This window comes from Nostoc sp. DSM 114161 (assembly GCF_052692665.1).
Genome location: NZ_CP195141.1, coordinates 48,352 through 66,682, shown reverse-complemented (window position 1 = coordinate 66,682; position 18,331 = coordinate 48,352). Strand labels below are relative to the sequence as shown.

At 40.8% G+C, this 18,331-nt stretch carries 15 protein-coding genes; 10 read left to right on the top strand and 5 right to left on the bottom strand.

Annotated elements, in window-relative coordinates; translation table 11 throughout:
• Positions 1-3 precede the first annotated feature (3 nt).
• Positions 4-876, bottom strand: coding sequence for a class I SAM-dependent methyltransferase (locus tag NSTC745_RS00255; RefSeq protein WP_445635382.1), 873 nt, complete (start codon positions 874-876; stop codon positions 4-6).
• Between the two features lie 713 nt (positions 877-1,589).
• On the opposite strand from NSTC745_RS00255, the gene NSTC745_RS00250 reads away from it, so the two are divergent.
• Entirely contained in the window at positions 1,590-1,778 is a 189-nt protein-coding gene (locus tag NSTC745_RS00250) for a chlorophyll a/b-binding protein (protein WP_096537148.1), read from the top strand.
• Between the two features lie 249 nt (positions 1,779-2,027).
• On the opposite strand, the gene rpoD is transcribed toward NSTC745_RS00250, so the two are convergent.
• Both rpoD and NSTC745_RS00240 read right to left on the bottom strand, forming a co-directional pair.
• A complete protein-coding gene (gene rpoD / locus NSTC745_RS00245) occupies positions 2,028-3,197 on the bottom strand; it encodes an RNA polymerase sigma factor RpoD (protein WP_096537149.1) in 1,170 nt (389 codons plus the stop codon).
• A 1,554-nt stretch (positions 3,198-4,751) separates the two neighbouring features.
• Complete coding sequence (locus NSTC745_RS00240; RefSeq protein ID WP_445635381.1) at positions 4,752-5,390, bottom strand: fasciclin domain-containing protein; 639 nt, start codon at positions 5,388-5,390, stop codon at positions 4,752-4,754.
• Positions 5,391-5,799: 409 nt separating this feature from the next.
• Between NSTC745_RS00240 and NSTC745_RS00235 the strand changes: the two genes are divergently transcribed.
• Positions 5,800-5,988 (top strand): hypothetical protein, encoded by a 189-nt coding sequence (locus NSTC745_RS00235; RefSeq protein WP_445635380.1) that lies wholly within the window; start codon positions 5,800-5,802, stop codon positions 5,986-5,988.
• A 211-nt stretch (positions 5,989-6,199) separates the two neighbouring features.
• On the opposite strand, the gene gyrB is transcribed toward NSTC745_RS00235, so the two are convergent.
• Complete coding sequence (gene gyrB, locus NSTC745_RS00230; protein ID WP_445635379.1) at positions 6,200-8,137, bottom strand: DNA topoisomerase (ATP-hydrolyzing) subunit B; 1,938 nt, start codon at positions 8,135-8,137, stop codon at positions 6,200-6,202.
• Between the two features lie 325 nt (positions 8,138-8,462).
• Between gyrB and miaA the strand changes: the two genes are divergently transcribed.
• Positions 8,463-9,368 (top strand): tRNA (adenosine(37)-N6)-dimethylallyltransferase MiaA, encoded by a 906-nt coding sequence (gene miaA / locus NSTC745_RS00225; RefSeq protein WP_445635378.1) that lies wholly within the window; start codon positions 8,463-8,465, stop codon positions 9,366-9,368.
• 113 nt (positions 9,369-9,481) lie between these two features.
• On the opposite strand, the gene NSTC745_RS00220 is transcribed toward miaA, so the two are convergent.
• Positions 9,482-10,210 carry a Uma2 family endonuclease gene (locus NSTC745_RS00220; protein WP_445635377.1) on the bottom strand — a complete coding sequence of 243 codons (729 nt, stop codon included), beginning with the start codon at positions 10,208-10,210 and terminating at the stop codon, positions 9,482-9,484.
• Between the two features lie 131 nt (positions 10,211-10,341).
• Here NSTC745_RS00220 and NSTC745_RS00215 point away from each other — a divergent pair, with 131 nt between their 5' ends.
• From NSTC745_RS00215 to NSTC745_RS00185, 7 genes are all read left to right on the top strand, one after another.
• Positions 10,342-10,800, top strand: a complete 459-nt coding sequence (locus tag NSTC745_RS00215; protein ID WP_445635376.1) for a serine/threonine protein kinase — start codon at positions 10,342-10,344, stop codon at positions 10,798-10,800.
• Between the two features lie 225 nt (positions 10,801-11,025).
• Positions 11,026-12,498, top strand: a complete 1,473-nt coding sequence (glcD, locus tag NSTC745_RS00210; RefSeq protein WP_445635375.1) for a glycolate oxidase subunit GlcD — start codon at positions 11,026-11,028, stop codon at positions 12,496-12,498.
• Positions 12,499-12,748: 250 nt separating this feature from the next.
• Positions 12,749-13,348 (top strand): hypothetical protein, encoded by a 600-nt coding sequence (locus NSTC745_RS00205; protein ID WP_445635374.1) that lies wholly within the window; start codon positions 12,749-12,751, stop codon positions 13,346-13,348.
• 204 nt (positions 13,349-13,552) lie between these two features.
• Entirely contained in the window at positions 13,553-14,755 is a 1,203-nt protein-coding gene (locus NSTC745_RS00200) for a glycoside hydrolase family 10 protein (RefSeq protein WP_445635373.1), read from the top strand.
• A gap of 149 nt (positions 14,756-14,904) precedes the next feature.
• Positions 14,905-15,456 (top strand): hypothetical protein, encoded by a 552-nt coding sequence (locus tag NSTC745_RS00195; RefSeq protein ID WP_445635372.1) that lies wholly within the window; start codon positions 14,905-14,907, stop codon positions 15,454-15,456.
• Positions 15,434-15,724 (top strand): hypothetical protein, encoded by a 291-nt coding sequence (locus NSTC745_RS00190; RefSeq protein ID WP_445635371.1) that lies wholly within the window; start codon positions 15,434-15,436, stop codon positions 15,722-15,724. The genes NSTC745_RS00195 and NSTC745_RS00190 overlap by 23 nt, the downstream gene beginning before the upstream one ends.
• 307 nt (positions 15,725-16,031) lie before the next feature.
• A complete protein-coding gene (locus tag NSTC745_RS00185; RefSeq protein ID WP_445635370.1) occupies positions 16,032-18,281 on the top strand; it encodes a GAF domain-containing protein in 2,250 nt (749 codons plus the stop codon).
• Positions 18,282-18,331: the final 50 nt, after the last annotated feature.

The window sequence follows — 18,331 nt, the reverse complement described above, 5'->3', positions numbered from 1 at the left end:
AAATCAAGCAACATCAACAGTGAGCGCGAACACAGATTGAGTAGCAAGCATTCTCCTCACTACTTCTTTCTCGATACCCAAAATTTCTAAGCAGCTTAACTCGTCTGTGACGTTCAACATACTATGTTCTGTTACACGAAAACCTTGTTCGCAAACAAACTGCCGTGCAAGATCGAGTGTGCCAAAATTATTATTTACTAAAGATCTGCCTGTGAGATTAGTGCCTGTTTGTAATAGCTTTTGTAAATCTGAGTCATCTTGTTGCGATCGCACCAAACTACCTGTATCAATGAAATCAGGAGTAATCCAAACACCACCATAAGAGTGAAGCATGTCGTGAATATTGGCACACACAAGTTGTTTTTCTGCCAAAGTTAAATGTGTCAGCAATCCTTCACACAAAATCATCACTGGTTGTCCGGCTTTGAGTAAAGAAGTACTTTTAGAAAACCCGCTAGGACGGCTAGTAGCATCAATTTCGATAAAATGCAGGTTAGGACGTTCCCCCACTAGTTGCTGAATTAGTTGTTGTTTGCAACGAATCATCTCAGGCAGGTCACTTTCAATAAAAGTAATATTCGGATTGCTAGACATCAAAAGTCCACGAGGTAACAAACCAGATGCCAGTTCTAAAACTTGTGTTATTTGATATTCAACTATGACCTGGTTGATAGCTTTATAACGAGCTTCTACACGTGCGGTAAGCAAAACACTTTTGTCTTGATTTTGTGGTTGAGGTAGCTTTACCAACCCTTGCTTTTCTATTAATTGTGCCAATTCCTTAGCATAAGGAATATCTGTGAACTGTCTAGCTAGACTAACCATGAAACCAGTAAGAACAATTTTGTCAAAGTCATTAGTTTGCTGTTTGTTCATAATTTTTTCGAGCTACTAACAAACAGTCTAGATATTAATTTATTAAATGAAAATTGCTTTCTATTATAAATTAGTTTTATTTGTAATAACTCTAACTTAACTATCCCGATGGCAAAGCTAAATTAATACTTTTAGTCAGCGTGTACATAGCAAGCAGTCAATAATTTAACTCTTCAACTACAAGATTGCTAAACAAACGTAAATTCGACGAACCTTTCTCTGTCTTGAACTAAAGTTTAAGTTTCTCTCCGAGTCAGAGAAAGACGGTTTTGCGTAGTAAACCTCTTAGAGGTCTTTTCATTGAGCTAATTAGACGGACACTATATGAGTCGTCGAATTCACGTTAAACAAGCTACTTTCAACCTATGAACGGCATCCTAAATTTCTCAATTAATACTAATAAATAGTAATTAAATCATAGTTAACACATATCCATTTGTAATTTAAATTCTTGTTTTTCAAAGGTTCTAGGCATCAATAACTGGTTAAATGTTAAAATAATTGAAAAATAGTCTCAATAATTTTCTAGTAACTCCAAGAAGCTTTGAAGAGTTGTATCGCAAGATAGATGTTTTAGTTCTTGTTGATTAGTATCACATTTAATGTCAAGAGATTGCAACAAAAATATAATAATCTTTGTTTTTATTAAAAAATTTGTTATATTAGTTTACGTAAGGCAATAAAAATTAAAAATTGAATTTGGAGTGTTAACCATGACAAATGCAACAACAACAACAAAAGTCACTACTCCTGTAGTTGAAGATCGTAATGCTTGGCGTTGGGGCTTTACTCCACAAGCAGAAATTTGGAATGGCCGCTTAGCAATGATTGGTTTTTTAGCGGCAGTACTAGTTGAAGTTTTTTCTGGCCAAGGTTTCTTGCACTTCTGGGGCATCCTCTAATACCATTTTGAATTTTAGATTTTGAATTGAGAATTTCTTTTCCAGAAAGGGTTCTGCGAATTCATTTTTCAAATTGGTATAAGTTTTAATATCTAAGATGACCCATAAATAAAAAAACCTGGAGTGATTACCCACTACCAGGTTTTTTATTTGTTTGTCATCTGTATTTTGTCATTTGTCCTTTGGGTTTTGTTTCTTCACTAATGACTAATGACTAATGACCAATGACTATTGATAAATGACTCTTGATTACCGAATATATTCCTTGAGAACGCTGTTGCGATTTGGGTGACGTAACTTACGGAGTGCCTTCGCTTCAATTTGACGAATGCGTTCGCGAGTGACGTTGAAAATCTGCCCAATTTCTTCAAGTGTCTTCATGCGACCATCATCCAAGCCGTACCGCAGTCTGAGAACATCGCGTTCGCGAGGGCTGAGACTGTCGAGAACTTTTTCTAGGTCTTCGCGCAATAGATTTTTGGAAACTTGATCTTCTGGTGTTTCGCCATCGGACTCAATAAAATCGCCCAACCGAGAGTCTTCTTCTTTCCCAATGGGCGTTTCTAATGAAATAGGTAATTGAGCTGATTTAGCAATAAACCGCAACTTCTCAATGGTCATTTCCATACGAGTGGCGATTTCTTCTTCCGTGGGTTTGCGACCCATTTCTTGAGATAATAATTTTGTGGTTTTCTTAATTCGAGAAATGGTTTCGTAAAGGTGGACTGGAAGACGAATTGTGCGGGATTGATCGGCGATCGCGCGGGTAATTGCTTGACGAATCCACCATGTAGCGTAGGTAGAAAACTTATAACCTTTCTCATGGTCAAACTTTTCAGCGGCGCGAATCAAACCAAGACTACCTTCTTGGATTAAATCTTGGAATGACAAACCGCGATTCATGTATTTCTTAGCAATTGAAACTACAAGACGCAAGTTAGATTGCACCATCTTGTCTTTCGCCCTGCGCCCAACGTGCAGGCGATAACGAAAAGCTGGTAGTGGCAGTTGCACCGCTTCTGCCCATTCACTATCGCGAGGATCGCGATCTAACTGTTCTGAAAGTCTTTCCCGTACCCTTTCTAATTCGAGTAAATCAGCAATTTTACGGGCTAATTCAATTTCTTCATCTGCCCGCAATAGGCGAATTCTACCAATCTCTTGCAAGTAAAGCCGAATCGAATCTTCTGTGTAGTGCTTTTTCTTGCTTTGTGTCCGACGACGCGATTTAGCGGCTTTTCCAGACTTTGCGTCGTCCTCATCAGACTGAGGCTCTAAAAACTCATCGTCACCTTCATCTACGATCGGGAAGTCCTCTTCATCGTCTATTAAGAGTTCTTCTAACTCGAGCTCAGGCTGATTCATTATTTCTAGGTCAGGCTGATATATGCTTTCGAGTACGTTGTTAGCCTGGTTCATGCCGCGTTCCTCATGCTCCTTGCAGAATCAATTACTCAAGATGTGTGTGTTTAATGCTCTTTAAAACGAGCTTGTTGACAACCGAAAATAAGCTTTTTGGCAGATTTACCAGAGATATCTTCGGCACTTTTGCACCTCTTTTGGAGGGTTTTTTACTTTAGTTGAAGTCACAAATAAAAGGTGACTTGCTCAATCAAAGTAAATGTCATATGTGTTGCGATCGCACATATTTTTAAGTGATTGGTCTTAAAAAAAGACTCACCTTTACCAAAAACTTGCCACTCGATACAAACTAATTCAGACTTTTGGCAGATTTTCGTATAAAGACTCTTCCGATTGTAGCCTGTTTCACAGAAATTGCACTCTATTTTGTGTATCGATCGTGAATTTATTAAACAAGTGTTAGCCACTTTTACCAAAAAGACATTAAACACGGGAATTACACCCTTAAATATTTTCTAGACTTTTCAGAATTGCAGTGGTTCTTTGATTGCGTTTAAAAGTTAAGTACACTTTGTTTTGCTCAATTCATGTATTTTACACAACGTTAATTACTGAGAAAGAGTGCATTGTTATGTTAACTCAGGCGAAAAGTCTTAACCTACCTATTTTACATTTCCTTCATAAATCATTAAGTCCTTGGATCGAAGTGGGTTTTTCCTATGAGTAAATACAACAACAGTGGTGGTGCTTGCCTGAAAGGAGTTAACCTTCTGCCGGATCGTTACCTTAACTAAGGAGTTGAGGTTGTTGCAGAATCGACCTGATAGCAGATCGCTTTAGGTTTAACTAATTTGGTCTTATTCACACGTTAGCGCACTGTGGCGATTTCAGCCCTATGAAACTTGACAAACTTTTCTTATTGTATACAACGATATTTTAATCAATTCAAAAATGATTTGCCCTGAAAGATCGTTGATATAAGTTTACCTAAGGCACAAATACATTGAATACATACGATGCAATAGCTATTTTCAGGGTGGTATATGAAGATATTAACAAGTTTTTAGCAAGATGATGTTTGTTTCCACTAGGCATTGCGTTGAGCAAAAAAACTCAAAGATTTGCCTGATGACTTGCTTGAAAAGCTTTTTCAGTAAAGTATTTGTGCTCTTAATTACTTTTGATTCAGTAAAATCTTGTCATTTTGTCATTTGATTATGAGAAATCCTCAAGATACTTATTAAGTGTTGTTGATAGATGATATTTAGTTATGTTATCCAAGCATAACAAATGTGTTTCTCGCTGGTGGGCAAAATTAATCAGCGAGTCAGGGGAAAAGGCATTAGTTGAGTAATTTCCAACAATATTGGTATGGCTACTGATACTTTAACATTGATTTTTTTAAATCTTTACATTAACTCAAATTATATGATGAGTTGCAAGCTGAAAAATTGATATTTTTTGTAGTACGCGTATTAATGAATTATATTTTTTGCTGGTTTGAATTTATTAGCTGCCAAACCCTTAAGACAAGAGGTTTTTCTTTTTCCCCTTGTCCTAATGAAAGGTTAAGTGGCGTTTGAGCAATGTAGATGTATTAGCTTTGTTGAACTAACGTGGTGTTGGCGTGGTATTTAGGGTTATCGGAAAATTGGGTGGCAAAATTACTTGGTCAATTATGTGAACGATGCCATTGCTAGCTGGGATATCGGGTTGAGTCACTTTAGCGTTGTTGACGGTTATAGTTTTAGTACTGGGATCGACTGTGATTTTAACGGGAGTACCCTCCACAGTTTTTACTTGTCCAGATGTCAACTCTTGAGAGGTAATTCGGCCGGGTATAACGTGGTAAGCCAAAAGCTTGACTAATTGTTGCTTGTTAGCAGGCTGTAAAAGTTTATCTAAAGTAGCTTTAGGTAAAGCAGAGAAAGCGGCATCGGTAGGTGCAAAAACTGTATAAGGCCCTGGTGTAGTCAATTGTTCGTTTACGCCAGCGGCTCCTAATGCTTTTATGAGAGTTTGAAATTGTCCCTGCGCTGCTGCTGACTTTGCCAGTTCTGCTAAATTTTGGCTGGGAGCGGGAGTTTGCGTGACGGGAGGAGGAGTTGTTATGGGGGTTTGAGTAACCGGAGGGATAGTTGTTGTCGGAGTTTGAGTGACAGGCTCAGCGCAAGCAGACAGAGCAACCAAGCTACTTATACCAACAATATTAAAAAATATTTTTTTTACTATGCCTTTACTCGCTTTCATAATTTTGTCTAAAATCCAGTTGAATAGATAATTATTGATAATAATTAATGAATTGATGGACTATAGTCACTTATCTAACGGTATAGTTTGGAGTTACAAAAAATATTAAAGCAAGATATTGAGGAATTTTTTAGTTTGCCATCAGCCAAAAGAGATAAGTAGAAGGCAGGAGGCAGCACTTCTCTACGATATGCTCTTGCTAGCTTGCTCGTATTGTAGGGGTACGGTTGCGCTCAGGCTAAACTCAGTGACTGGGTAGGAGGGAAAAGTTAGTTGTTATTAGGATTTTAAACTTTTGTATTTTACAGTCCTAATTAGAAACACTAAATTAAACTAAAAAAGAGGTTGCCGGGTTTCGACTCCGCTCAACCCTCGTCTTCTCAGGGTTCGAGCATTGAGGGAAGTCGAAATGCGTCTTCTAAATAATAGGACTTACGCAAAAATCGCTGAAAAGCCTAATTTATCGAACCGCCAAGACGCCTTCTCTACGAGAGGCTTCCGCCAACGCGCAGCGTCTCGTAGAGAAGAACGCCTTTCCTGCGGAACGCTTCGCGAACGCGCAGCGTCTCGTAGAGAAGAATTCATAGAGTGTGCGTAAGTCCTAAATAATTGTGTCCAGCTACTTATATGAACTGTATTCTTTTAAAACCCTGGTGTTTCTTAAATTTTGCCTGGGGTAAATCCTAAGACGATCGCTTGGATGAAGATGGAGATTATAGCAGTAATCAAAAAATAATGGGTAATAGATTTTTTAATCCATTACCCATTACTAGCGTCACAAATTATCAGAGTCGTGAGAAAAAATTGAATTAAATATCTAGATCGGTGAAATTGAGTTTAGAACCATAGGTTTCAATGAATTCTCTTCGAGGTGCAACACGATCGCCCATTAAAATAGTGAAAATGCGATCGGCTTCAGCTGCGTCTTCGATTTCGACTTGTTTGAGTTTGCGAGTTTCTGGGTTCATTGTCGTATCCCAGAGTTGTTGTGGCATCATTTCACCCAAACCTTTGAAGCGTTGGATGGTGTAGTTGGCGTTGGCTGGGAATTTGGCGATTACTTGGTCTTTGTCGCGATCGCTATAACAATATTCATGATTGCGCCCGCGTTCTACCTTATATAATGGCGGACAAGCGATATAAATAAAGCCTTGTTCGATGAGCGATCGCTGATAGCGATAGAAGAAAGTTAACAACAAAGTCCGGATGTGCGCTCCATCTACGTCAGCGTCAGTCATAATCACTATGCGGTGATAGCGCAGTTGCGAGGAGTCGAATTCTTCCCCTTTGACGCCTAAACCCAGTGCTGTAATTAACGCTTGAACTTCGTTATTTTTATAAATTTTGGCGTCGTCGGTTTTTTCAATGTTGAGAATCTTACCACGAAGAGGCAAAATAGCTTGAGTGCGGCGATCGCGTCCTTGTTTGGCACTTCCACCGGCTGAGTCGCCTTCTACGATGAAAATCTCTGATTCGCCGGGATCGCGAGAACTACAATCTGCCAATTTACCAGGTAATGGCGAAGATTCGAGTACTGATTTGCGTCTGACTAATTCCCGTGCGTGACGCGCGGCTTCTGCGGCTTTGAAAGCTTGGATAGCTTTATCTAAAATCGCATCAGCAACACCGGGGTGAAATTCTAGGTACTCGGTGAGGACTTCTCCCACCAAAGAATCGACAATTCCCCGGACTTCGGTGTTACCGAGTTTGGTTTTGGTTTGTCCTTCAAATTCTGGGTCTGGGACTTTTACGGAAATTACTGCTGTTAAACCTTCGCGGACGTGTTCGCCACTGAGGTTGGGTTCATTTTCTTTAATTTTATTTCGCTTGCGGGCGATCGCATTTAACGTGCGAGTCAGAACTGCTTTCAACCCTTCTAAGTGCGTACCTCCATCAACCGTGCGAATATTGTTAGCAAAACCTAACACGTTATCCGTATAAGCATCAGTACACCACTGTAAAGAAACTTCTACTTGAACGTTGTTACGTTCACCTTGGACATAGATAATTTCTTCATGGAGTGGCTGCTTTTCGCGGTTCATGTAAGCGATATATTCTTTAATGCCACCCTTATATTCGTAGGTTTCTACCTTGGGTGTATCGCTTTTGAGTAATTCCAGGCGGTGGTCGCTAAAGGTAATTTTGACACCAGCATTCAGATACGCTAACTCTCGTAGGCGACCTGATAAAGTAATGTAATCAAACTCAATACCAGTGGTAAAAATTTGAATATCTGGCTTGAAGGTGACAGAAGTTCCAGTTCTAGCTTCTTTGTAAGGCTTAACTTGCAAATCGGTAACTGGTAAACCCCGTTCATAGCGTTGGGTATGAACCTTTTTGTCTCGCCAAACTGTAACTTCTACAATCTCAGATAGGGCATTAACAACAGAAATACCAACTCCATGCAATCCTCCAGAAACTTTGTAGCCACCGCCGCCAAACTTACCACCGGCGTGCAGTACCGTCATCACGGTTTCCAAAGCCGATTTCCCGGTACGTGAGTGAGTATCGACGGGAATACCGCGACCATCATCTGTTACAGTTACAGAACCATCAGCGTTGATGTCCACCTCTATATGGGTGCAGTAACCCGCCAAAGCCTCATCAATTGAATTGTCCACCACCTCGTAAACTAAATGGTGGAGTCCTCGCGGCCCTGTAGTACCGATGTACATTCCTGGTCGTTTGCGGACGGCTTCCAGACCTTCCAGAACTTGAATCTGATCGGCACTGTAACTGCTCGTCATGTAAATTCTCCTGATGCGTGGGGTTTAACTCGCCGAAAGGCAAATAAAAGTAAAAACACTCCAAAATTGTAACACAAAAGCCTTGCTGGCGTCTCTAGGGCATTTTCAAGAGAAGTTTATACAGGGGTTGCAGGTCTGTCAAGAGGGCGGAGGGGCAGGGGGCAGGGGAGCAGGGGGGCAGAGGAGCAGGGGGAGCAGGGGAAGCAGGGGAAAAGGTTAAAGCGAAAAGGGAAAAGGAATAAATTTAATCTTTCCCCTTTTCCCCTTACCCCTTTCCCAATCAATGCCCCATGACCAATGCCCAATAACCAATGACAAATGACTAATGACAAAATTAATTGTAATTTGTGGGGCGACGGCAACAGGTAAGTCAGGGTTGGCTTTGGCTTTGGCAATGCGGTTGGGTTCTGTAATTCTCAGTGCTGACTCTCGCCAGGTTTATCGGGAGTTTGATATTGGTACGGCAAAGCCAAGTCTGGCCGAACAAAAATTAGTGCCGCACTATTTAATAGATATCTGCGACCCAACAGACACGATGACACTAGCAGACTATCAACAAAAAGCGCAAGTCTTAATCAATTCTTTAGTATCTGGCGTGCCACTGTTACTAGTTGGAGGTACTGGTTTATACATACGTTCTATTGTCCAAGGGATGAAAATTCCTCGTGTGGCACCGCAAAATGAATTGCGATCGCAACTAGAATCTCTGGGTCAAAATCAACTCTATGCAATGTTACAACAAGTCGATCCCGTTGCTGCACAAAAAATTCACGCTAATGATTCCGTGCGAACTTTACGAGCGTTAGAAGTATATTATGTAACTGGCTATCCAATTTCCGAACAGCAAGGGGAGAATCCACCAAATTATCCAATTTTACAAATTGGATTAGATTGTGATGTAGAAAAATTAGAGGCTCGTATTCAACAGCGTACTGAACAAATGATAGCAAATGGTTTGGTCGCTGAAGTGGAATATCTATGTCAAAAATATGGCGCTGATTTGCCATTATTGAATACTTTGGGCTATCAAGAAATCAAGCAATATTTAGCCGGGGATATTTCCCTAGATGAAGCGAAAGAATTAACGGTTTTGCATACAAGACAATTTGCCAAGCGACAACGTACATGGTTTAGAGCTTATCCACAAATTGAGTGGTTTGATGCAGACGATCCCGATTTATTAGAGAAGGTTTGGCAGCGAATAAATGAGTTTATTAATTGTACGAATTGATGAGTTTTTTTGGCTCGTGCAAAGTCGCAAAGACGAGGCAGGCGCTAGCAGCGGGTTCCCCGACTTGAAGCAACTGCCGTGCAAAGTTTTATTTGCGTCTTTACATGATTGTTTTAGATAGTGTCAGGATTGATGCCCATAGCTCGCAGCCTTTCTGCTAAAATTTGGGCGCGTTGTTCAGCTTGGGAAGCGCGTTGTTCAGCTTGGGAAGCACGTTGTTCAGCTTGTGAAGCGCGTTCATCCCCAGTTGGTAAAACATTTCCATCTTGGTAGCACCAGCGTAACCAAGTATCCTGTCTACTTTCAAATTCACCTTCCCATAAAGTTACACCTAAACCAACTTGTTCTAACCAAGTTTCTTCAGTTTCAAAGTAGCGTCTTCCCCTGAGTTCATAAACACGCAGATCTTTTTCTCCTAATTGCTGATTTGGGTCATAAACAATGTAATAACTTGCCCGCATTTGTTCATATATTTCTAGCTTTTTGCCCAGTTCATCACCTTCTTTATTAGAGACAACTTCGAGGACAACTTCCGGTGGTTTACCAAAACGCCAAACCATATAACAACGATTTTGTTTTTCCCACCAATTTTCAGGTACTTGCACATCCAAGCTAAGAAAAACATCAGGTACAATTGCTGGTTGGCCATCTGTATGGTAAATGCCGACATTCGCGGCTGCTAAAAAAGTCTGCTCCTGTGCAGAACTGTAAAGAGAGCCAACCAAGAGACGTTGTTGTTTTTCGGAAGCAAAATTGTCCACAGGTGTATCATCTTCAGTAACTAACTGGTTGGCATCTGGCACATAGTAATCATCATCATGGATTAAAAGTTGATTAACCATCGCTGTATCCAGTATTAAGAGCGTTATTTCTAGGTTAGTTGATTCAGGATAAGAGAGTACTTAACAACAAGAATGCTGTTATCAAATAAATTGTGCCAAAATCTACACAAAGGGTCTCTAGCATCAGTGTCATGATTGGATATATACTCCGACAGCGTTACAAAATTGTAGAGAAATTGGGAGCAGGTGGGTTTGGAGAGACCTATTTGGCTGAATACCCACAAGATCTACCAGTCATATCTAAGTATAAATGTGTTATCAAACGGTCGATCGGACCCTCAACGCCAGATCTAGATACAGAGCAAAGATTTAAGAAGGGAGCAGCAATTCTATTTAAATTGGGTAAGGAACATCCGCAAATCCCTGAACTGTATGATTTTTTTGAAGAAAATAGAGAATTTTATCTTGTCCAGGAATTCATTGAAGGGCATGACTTAAGTAACGAAATTATTTCAGGAGAACCGTGGAGTGAAGCTGATGTAATTCAACTTTTAGAAGAAATTTTGGAGGTGCTAGCTTTTGTCCAAGCAAGAGTCAACATTGGTGGGCAAGAGCGGTTTATTGATAAAACAGGTAGGTTTATTAATTAGTTTATTGAACTGTAAGTAGCAATTAACAACTACTATTAGTTTATTACATCACTTTAGTGAATACGTTCTACAAGTAGAGATTAGGCAGTAAAATTGCTCGCTTTTTAATACTCTAACTGATTGCAAAAGATGAGTGCGATCGCTTCTTACTCCTCACGAACTGCTATTCTTGCAACAATGGGAATTACAGCCCAACCAAGCTTAAACATCTACCTTTAAAAACCTATGCTTACCCAAGATAAAAAACAACGTAACTGGAAACCTATCATCAAAGCATTCGAGGCTGTACTTGGCAAAAATGGTGTAGTGCAACGCCGAGAAGAACTTATTACCTATGAATGCGATGGTTTAACCGGTTATCGTCAACGTCCGGCTGTGGTGGTGCTACCGAGAACTACAGAACAAGTTGCCGAAGTTGTGAAAATATGCAACCAATACTCTATTCCTTTCATAGCACGCGGTTCTGGCACTGGTTTATCTGGCGGTGCTTTGCCGTTGGAAGATTCGGTTTTAATTGTCACTTCTTTAATGCGACAAATCCTCAGTATTGATTTGGAAAATCAACGTACAGTTGTGCAACCAGGCGTCATTAATAGTTGGGTAACGCAAGCGGTTAGCGGTGCTGGCTTTTACTACGCTCCCGACCCTTCCAGTCAAATTATTTGCTCTATTGGCGGAAATATTGCGGAAAATTCTGGTGGGGTACATTGTCTGAAATATGGCGTGACTACTAACCACGTTTTAGGATTAAAAATTGTCACGCCGTTAGGAGAAATTGTTGATTTAGGCGGACAAATTCCAGAAATGCCTGGTTACGATCTAACGGGTGTTTTTGTTGGTTCTGAAGGCACTTTAGGAATTGCCACAGAAATTACTTTGCGAATTCTCAAAAGTGCAGAATCAATTTGTGTATTATTAGCAGATTTTACTAGTATTGAAGCTGCTGGGGCGACTGTTTCTGACATCATCAGCGCCGGGATTATTCCTGGTGGGATGGAGATGATGGATAACTTTAGTATCAACGCCGTTGAAGATGTGGTAGCAACTAATTGTTACCCTCGCGATGCGACTGCTATTTTGCTGATAGAAATTGACGGGTTAGAAGTTGAAGTTGCAGGCAATAAGCAGCGAGTTATAGAAATTTGTAAAAAGAATGGTGCGCGTAATGTGACTTCTGCTAGCGACCCAGAAACGCGATTGAAATTATGGAAAGGACGTAAAGCTGCTTTTGCTGCTGCTGGGCATTTAAGCCCAGATTATTATGTGCAAGATGGTGTAATTCCTCGGACTCAGCTGCCTTATGTGTTGCATGAAATTGAGATGTTAAGTCAACAATATGGTTATCGAGTTGCGAATGTCTTTCACGCTGGCGATGGCAATCTTCATCCATTAATTCTTTATGATAATTCTGTGCCTGGAGCATTAGAAAAAGTGGAAGAAATGGGAGGCAAAATTCTCAAACTTTGCGTCCAAGTAGGTGGTAGTATTTCTGGCGAACATGGCATTGGTGAAGAGAAAAAATGCTATATGCCCCAAATGTTTACCCAAGTTGATTTAGAAACTATGCAATGGATAAGGCAAGTTTTTAATCCTCAAGGTTTAGCAAATCCTGAAAAGATATTCCCGACACCGCGAACTTGTGGGGAAGCCGCAAATGCATCGTCTATCAAGCAATTTGAAGGCGTGGAAAGATTTTAAGAAACAGTGATGGGCAAGATAAAGAGTTTATAAAGTTCAGAGTTTTCACGGCATGTAAAAGGTCACAAAAAAGTATAGCGTTGGGTGGCGATCGCTACCCAACGCATTTTGTTTTATTAAGGTATCAAAAAAACATACAAAAAACTTGTATTATCCCGGTTAAGACTGATAGTATTACACGTAAGTAATTTGACATAACTAATTTGTTACACAACACCATTGTGAATGGATCGATGGGATAGACTGCGCTTTGGAAAAAAAGCTAAGTAAAAGTTCTAACGGTAATGGCAAATTATTAAGTCATAAACAATACAAAGCAAAAGGTAAGAGAATGCGCTTGAGAAAGCTAGTCAGCTATGGCATTTTTGTGCTGGCGATCGTCATCAGCTGCGGTCTGACGACAATTGCCCGTGGTTTTGACATTCCACCCCCACCTCAGAAAGTTGAGTTTGCCCAACGTACAAGCGATCTCATGCTCGCCACATTGTTCGCTGCGCTGACGCAGGAGTTCGACGAAACCACGCCACAGAATGTAGAAGAGGGCAAGGACTCCATCTCGCTGATATTTAACGATAAAAATAAGGATATGCGGCTGGTCGGCACATTGCAACCGCTCGAAGAAAGCGATCGCCCCCGCGACGCCTTCGAGCGTCAGGCACATTCGCTAGCGTTGGCAGGGGGACAGGCATACACATCCGTCGAACGCGTGAACGGCGATTGGTACTATCGACGCTCAATTCCTCTCAGCAATTTTAGGGCGGAGTGTGCGCTCTGCCACACCAATTTTGCACCTGGCCCGACAAATGACTGGGTGGGTGCGCTAATGCTCAGGGTGCCGATTGACAAATAAGCAACTGACAAAAAAATAAAATATGTAGGGGATAGGAGTCAGTGCTGGCGATCGCAACATTGACTCCTTTTTTTGTAGTAAATTTAACTTTACTCGATCGCAGCTTTTAGGGAATTTAATCATCATTTATTCACATATTCCGGAGAATTAGAATTTAATTTCGTAGTTATATAATATTGCGATCGCACTTCATAACGCTGACAAATGAATCAGGTTGCACGCCGTTTTTTTTGTTACTTTCTGTGTTTGGGATTAGTAATCACCATAACAGTTTTTTCACACTCTTCAGGTCTACTTTCTTCTCAAAAAACAAGTCCTTTAAGTACAGAAATTCGCGGTGTTTGGCTGACTAATGTTGCTAGTGGTGTACTATTTGTACCTTGGGGTATTAATCGCGCTCTCAATCAATTATCGGCTCTCAATTTTAATACAATTTATCCCGTAGTTTGGAACCGAGGTCATACTTTTTATCAGAGTGCTGTAGCTAAAATGACCACAGGCTCAGATACTCAACCTTTACTCAAGTTTATGCATGGCGGCCAAGATGTTTTAACAAAGATAGCCAAACTTGCCAAAAATAAAGATTTGAGAGTGATTCCCTGGTTTGAATATGGATTTATGACGCCGCATTATTCAGAATTAGCAAGGCGTTATCCTGACTGGTTGACAATTGGGCAACAAGGTATAAATTCTATTCAAGATAGTCCACCAGAAGAAATCGACAATGGCTTAGTAAATAAGCAAGCTTGGCTGAATCCTTTACACCCACAAGTGCAAGAATTTATTCAAGGGCTAATTGTGGAAGTAATCAAAAATTATGATGTCGATGGTATCCAGCTTGACGATCACTTTGGGATGCCCGTACAGTTTGGTTACGATCCCTTCACTATCGAACTTTATCAACAAGAACATCAAGGCAAAAATCCCCCAAACGATCCTTTCAACACAGAATGGATGCGTTGGCGAGCAGACAAAATTACTGATTTCATGGCAGAAATCTATCAAGCTGTCAAGGCAGTGAAGCCGAAAGCTAAAATATCTTTGTCTCCCAACTACCAAGCTTTTGCCTATAAATACTATTTGCAAGACTGGGAAAATTGGGTAAAAAAAGGCTTAGTTGATGAGTTAATTTTGCAGGTATATCGAAGTGACAAAAACTCTTTTATCGCTCAACTCGAACAACCATCTGTGAAATTGGCTCAAACTTTAATTCCAGTTGGAATTGGTATATTATCTGGAACGATGCATAATCCAGTAAAAATACCCCAAATTAAAGCACAGGTGCAAGCAGTACGCGATCGCAATTTTGACGGCATCTCCTTTTTTTACTGGGAGAGTCTATGGGGTTACATCGTACCCGAATCACCCCAACAGCGACGCAAAGCTTTTCTTGACATGTTTAATTAAAACAAAAGGGACTGGGCATTGGGCAAAGGGCAAAGGGCAAAGGGCAAAGGGCAAAGGGCAAAAGAAAGATCCCTCCTTTTCCCTTTAACCTTTCCCCTTTTCCCAAAGCGTTGCTATCTCCCTCATCTCCCCAGTCCCCAGTTTCCTCAATGCCATTATTTAACTTTAATTTTCTCTGGACTTTAGCTACTTTTAGCGGTTTTTTGTTGAGTTTGTTGTTAATTGAAATTGGTGAAAAGCCTGATATTGGAGTAGTAGAAGCTGCTATCGGCGGATTTGCGATCGCACTTTTTCAAGGTTTTCTTCTCAACCAACCTATAGTTTGTATCAGGTGGATTTTGTCAAGTATTTTGGGTTGGAGTATCATCACTGCCATTGGTATTGGTGGCTTGGGTTGGTTTATATTTAGCACTCAATTTCTGCCTTTGAGAATTCTCTATGGGGCAATTTATGGAGGACTCGGCGGCTTAGGAATTGGTTTAACACAATCGTTAGCAATTTCTCAACCCGCCTCTGTGGCGTGGCGATGGATATTTGTCTCTTCGGCAAGTTGGGCAATTGCCATTCCTTGCGGTTCTGCTGTTGGGATTGTTTTACGCCGCTTAACTCACTTATTCTTAGGCGAAGTCATCGGATTAGCTATTACTTGGCTGCTGGTTGGTATGCTGACTGGAATCAATGCTCATAAATTGCGATCGTGAATTGGGCATTGGGCATGGGGCATGGGAAATAGTGGATGAGTCTTTGATATTCACCGACGAGTCTTTGATATTCGCCGACGAATGTTTTATGTTCACCGACGAGGCTTTAATATTTGCCAACGAATGTTTTATATTCGCCGACGAGGCTTTGATATTTGCCAACGAATGTTTTATATTCACCGACGAATATTTGATATTCAACTACGAGCCGTTGAACTCCACTCTTCTTCCCGAATGCCCAATGCCCAATGCCCCATTTCCAATATGAAGAATTATTAATTAAATTGATAAAACTTGATGATTGCACCTAAGTATATGCAACAATTCTGAAAAAACCGTTCAAAATCAGCAATTTTTTCTCACCTGCCAATGCATTTTCGCCTTGAAAAAGCATGATTTGTTAAGCTGACTCCTATTAGCTTTCCCAAATTTCCGATCGCGAAGTAGAGAAAGATCCAAATTTCCACGAGCAACGGCTGACAACACTTTGCCTGAGGCGCCTAACTGCATCTACTACAACCACAATAACAAGAGAGCGCCGAGAAGAGTCAGTAATACCAGACAGGGACTCTCGCATGAATAAAAATCCGACTGAATCAACTATAAAACTGACACAATTACCACCTCCTCAGGTTCTCTTCGGCACGGAAGTAGATAAAAAAAGTAGCAGCGAGCAGTTTCTACTGAGTATGTACGATTCTGTGCAGGCATCAATATTTGTAGTGGATGTGCTAGAAGACGGAGATTTTCGATATGTAGCACTCAATCCGACTCATGAGCGCTGGATAGGCATAACTTCAGACGATCTGCGGGGCAAAAAACCAGAGGATATTCTCTCGCCCATTGATGCTGCTAGGGTGCGTCAGCGTTACACTGATTGCGTATTATTTGGCAAAACTATTTCCTACAAACAATGTTTGCAATTCCAGGGCGTTCCAACTTGGTGGAGTACGACTCTGACTCCATTACGGGATGCAAACTCCAAAATTTATCGATTAATTGGTACTAGCAGTAATATCACTTCTATTCAAGAAACAGAACAAGCAGTTGAACTCCAGGCACAACGGGAGCAACTCATAGAAGCGATCGCCTCTAGGATTCACCAAGCTGTAGAATTAGAGACAATTCTCCATCAGACAACACAAGAACTGCGGCAGTTTTTAAAGAGCGATCGCGTGCTAATATATCGCTTTGGTGGCAATAGTAACGGAGTAGTCATTGCCGAATCAACTGTGACTAATAGCGAGCCACTGTTAGGAAAAAACATCGCCGATCCCTGCTTTGGTAGTCAAAATCAACAATACGACAGCCAGGGTTACATTCAAGTTATTGAAGATATTCATACAGCAGGACTACACCCTTGCCATATAGATTTCCTGGCATCTTTGCACGTGAGAGCAAATCTAGTCGTGCCAATTTTTTTGAAGCAAGATGTATGGGGACTATTAATTGCTCAGCATTGCCATCAGCCGCGTCAATGGCAAGAAATGGAAACTAACTTGCTCAAACAGCTGGCAACTCAAATCGCTATTGCTATCCAACAGTCAGAACTTCATCAGCAACTCAACGATTTCAAAGTCAAAATCGAGTTGCACAAACAAAAACACATCAATCAGTTGCAACAAGTAAGAAACTTTCAAGCTTTGGTGCGACAGATGACGGAGCAAATCCGCGATAGTGTCGATGAAACTCAGGTTTTGCAGACAGTTACCCAAAAATTAGTACACTTACTCAACCTTGACCGTTGCCAAATCGAACTTTATAGCGCCTGTCAAACCCAGGTACATATTACTTACGAGTACACTACTAATTTACCCAAGTGTTTGGGATTGACCAAAGAAATAACAGACCGTCCAGAAGTTTATCAACCACTTTTGCAAAAACAACCTTTGCAATTTTTAGAAATTGTACCTGGATGGCAACCAAAATTGTTAGTTGTTGCTCAGATGGCTTGTCCAATTTTTGATACTCAAGGAATTTTAGGAAATATTTGGTTGACAAGACCAACACAAGAGGCCTTTGATGAATTTGAAGTTGGGCTAGTGCAGCAGATAGCAAATGAATGTGCGATCGCTATTCGCCAAGGGCAACTTTACCAAAAAAACCAGGCACAAGTAAAAGAATTAGAAAAACGCGAACGATTAAAAAATGAATTTCTCAGAACACTCTCCCAAGAACTGCGAACACCAATAACTAGCATCAGCCTCGCAGCTCAAACTCTCGAAAGTGTGCTTGCACCGGAACAAATATTAGATATAGAAATCGTTCCCCAGCTTTTACAGATATTGCATAACGAATGTGGGCGAGAGAGCAAGTTAATTAACGACCTACTCACACTCACATCTTTAGAAGCCGAACCAAATCCCCCAACTTTAATTGCCATTGACTTACAAAGCTGGCTTCACCCCATCATTGAAACTTTTCGAGATGTTACCAACTGCCAGCGCCAGCAGTTAAACCTAAATATCGATCCCACCGTCCCACTTTTAGAAACAGATATCACAGATCTAGAACGGATTGTCACCGAACTGCTCAACCATGCCTGTAAATACACCCCAGCAGGTGAATCGATCGCAGTTTCGGCTGAACCGGCAGGCGACGCAATAAAGCTTCAAATTACCAATTCTGGAATCGAACTTACCAGCAACGAACTGTCACGAATTTTTGAGCCTTTTTATCACCTTGACAAACACGATCCTTGGAAACATAGCGGCACCGGATTGGAATTGGCATTAGTGCAAAAAATGGTCAGACATTTAGGCGGTTCAATTTTTGTAGAAAGTGCAGCAGGTCAAACCACCTTTACCGTCAAATTTCCCGTTTAACTAGTTTTTTGGGCTGTTCCACTAGCAAATTTCTAAGAAGTTTGCTACGA

Coding starts and splice junctions, on each gene's coding strand:
- NSTC745_RS00220 (WP_445635377.1), bottom strand. CDS start 10,210: ATGGTTAATCAACTTTTAATCCATGATGATGATTACTATGTGCCAGAT.
- NSTC745_RS00185 (WP_445635370.1), top strand. CDS start 16,032: ATGAATAAAAATCCGACTGAATCAACTATAAAACTGACACAATTACCA.
- gyrB (WP_445635379.1), bottom strand. CDS start 8,137: ATGACGAGCAGTTACAGTGCCGATCAGATTCAAGTTCTGGAAGGTCTG.
- NSTC745_RS00190 (WP_445635371.1), top strand. CDS start 15,434: ATGCTCATAAATTGCGATCGTGAATTGGGCATTGGGCATGGGGCATGG.
- miaA (WP_445635378.1), top strand. CDS start 8,463: ATGACAAAATTAATTGTAATTTGTGGGGCGACGGCAACAGGTAAGTCA.
- NSTC745_RS00240 (WP_445635381.1), bottom strand. CDS start 5,390: ATGAAAGCGAGTAAAGGCATAGTAAAAAAAATATTTTTTAATATTGTT.
- rpoD (WP_096537149.1), bottom strand. CDS start 3,197: ATGAACCAGGCTAACAACGTACTCGAAAGCATATATCAGCCTGACCTA.
- NSTC745_RS00255 (WP_445635382.1), bottom strand. CDS start 876: ATGAACAAACAGCAAACTAATGACTTTGACAAAATTGTTCTTACTGGT.
- NSTC745_RS00195 (WP_445635372.1), top strand. CDS start 14,905: ATGCCATTATTTAACTTTAATTTTCTCTGGACTTTAGCTACTTTTAGC.
- NSTC745_RS00200 (WP_445635373.1), top strand. CDS start 13,553: ATGAATCAGGTTGCACGCCGTTTTTTTTGTTACTTTCTGTGTTTGGGA.
- NSTC745_RS00235 (WP_445635380.1), top strand. CDS start 5,800: ATGCGTCTTCTAAATAATAGGACTTACGCAAAAATCGCTGAAAAGCCT.
- NSTC745_RS00250 (WP_096537148.1), top strand. CDS start 1,590: ATGACAAATGCAACAACAACAACAAAAGTCACTACTCCTGTAGTTGAA.
- glcD (WP_445635375.1), top strand. CDS start 11,026: ATGCTTACCCAAGATAAAAAACAACGTAACTGGAAACCTATCATCAAA.
- NSTC745_RS00215 (WP_445635376.1), top strand. CDS start 10,342: ATGATTGGATATATACTCCGACAGCGTTACAAAATTGTAGAGAAATTG.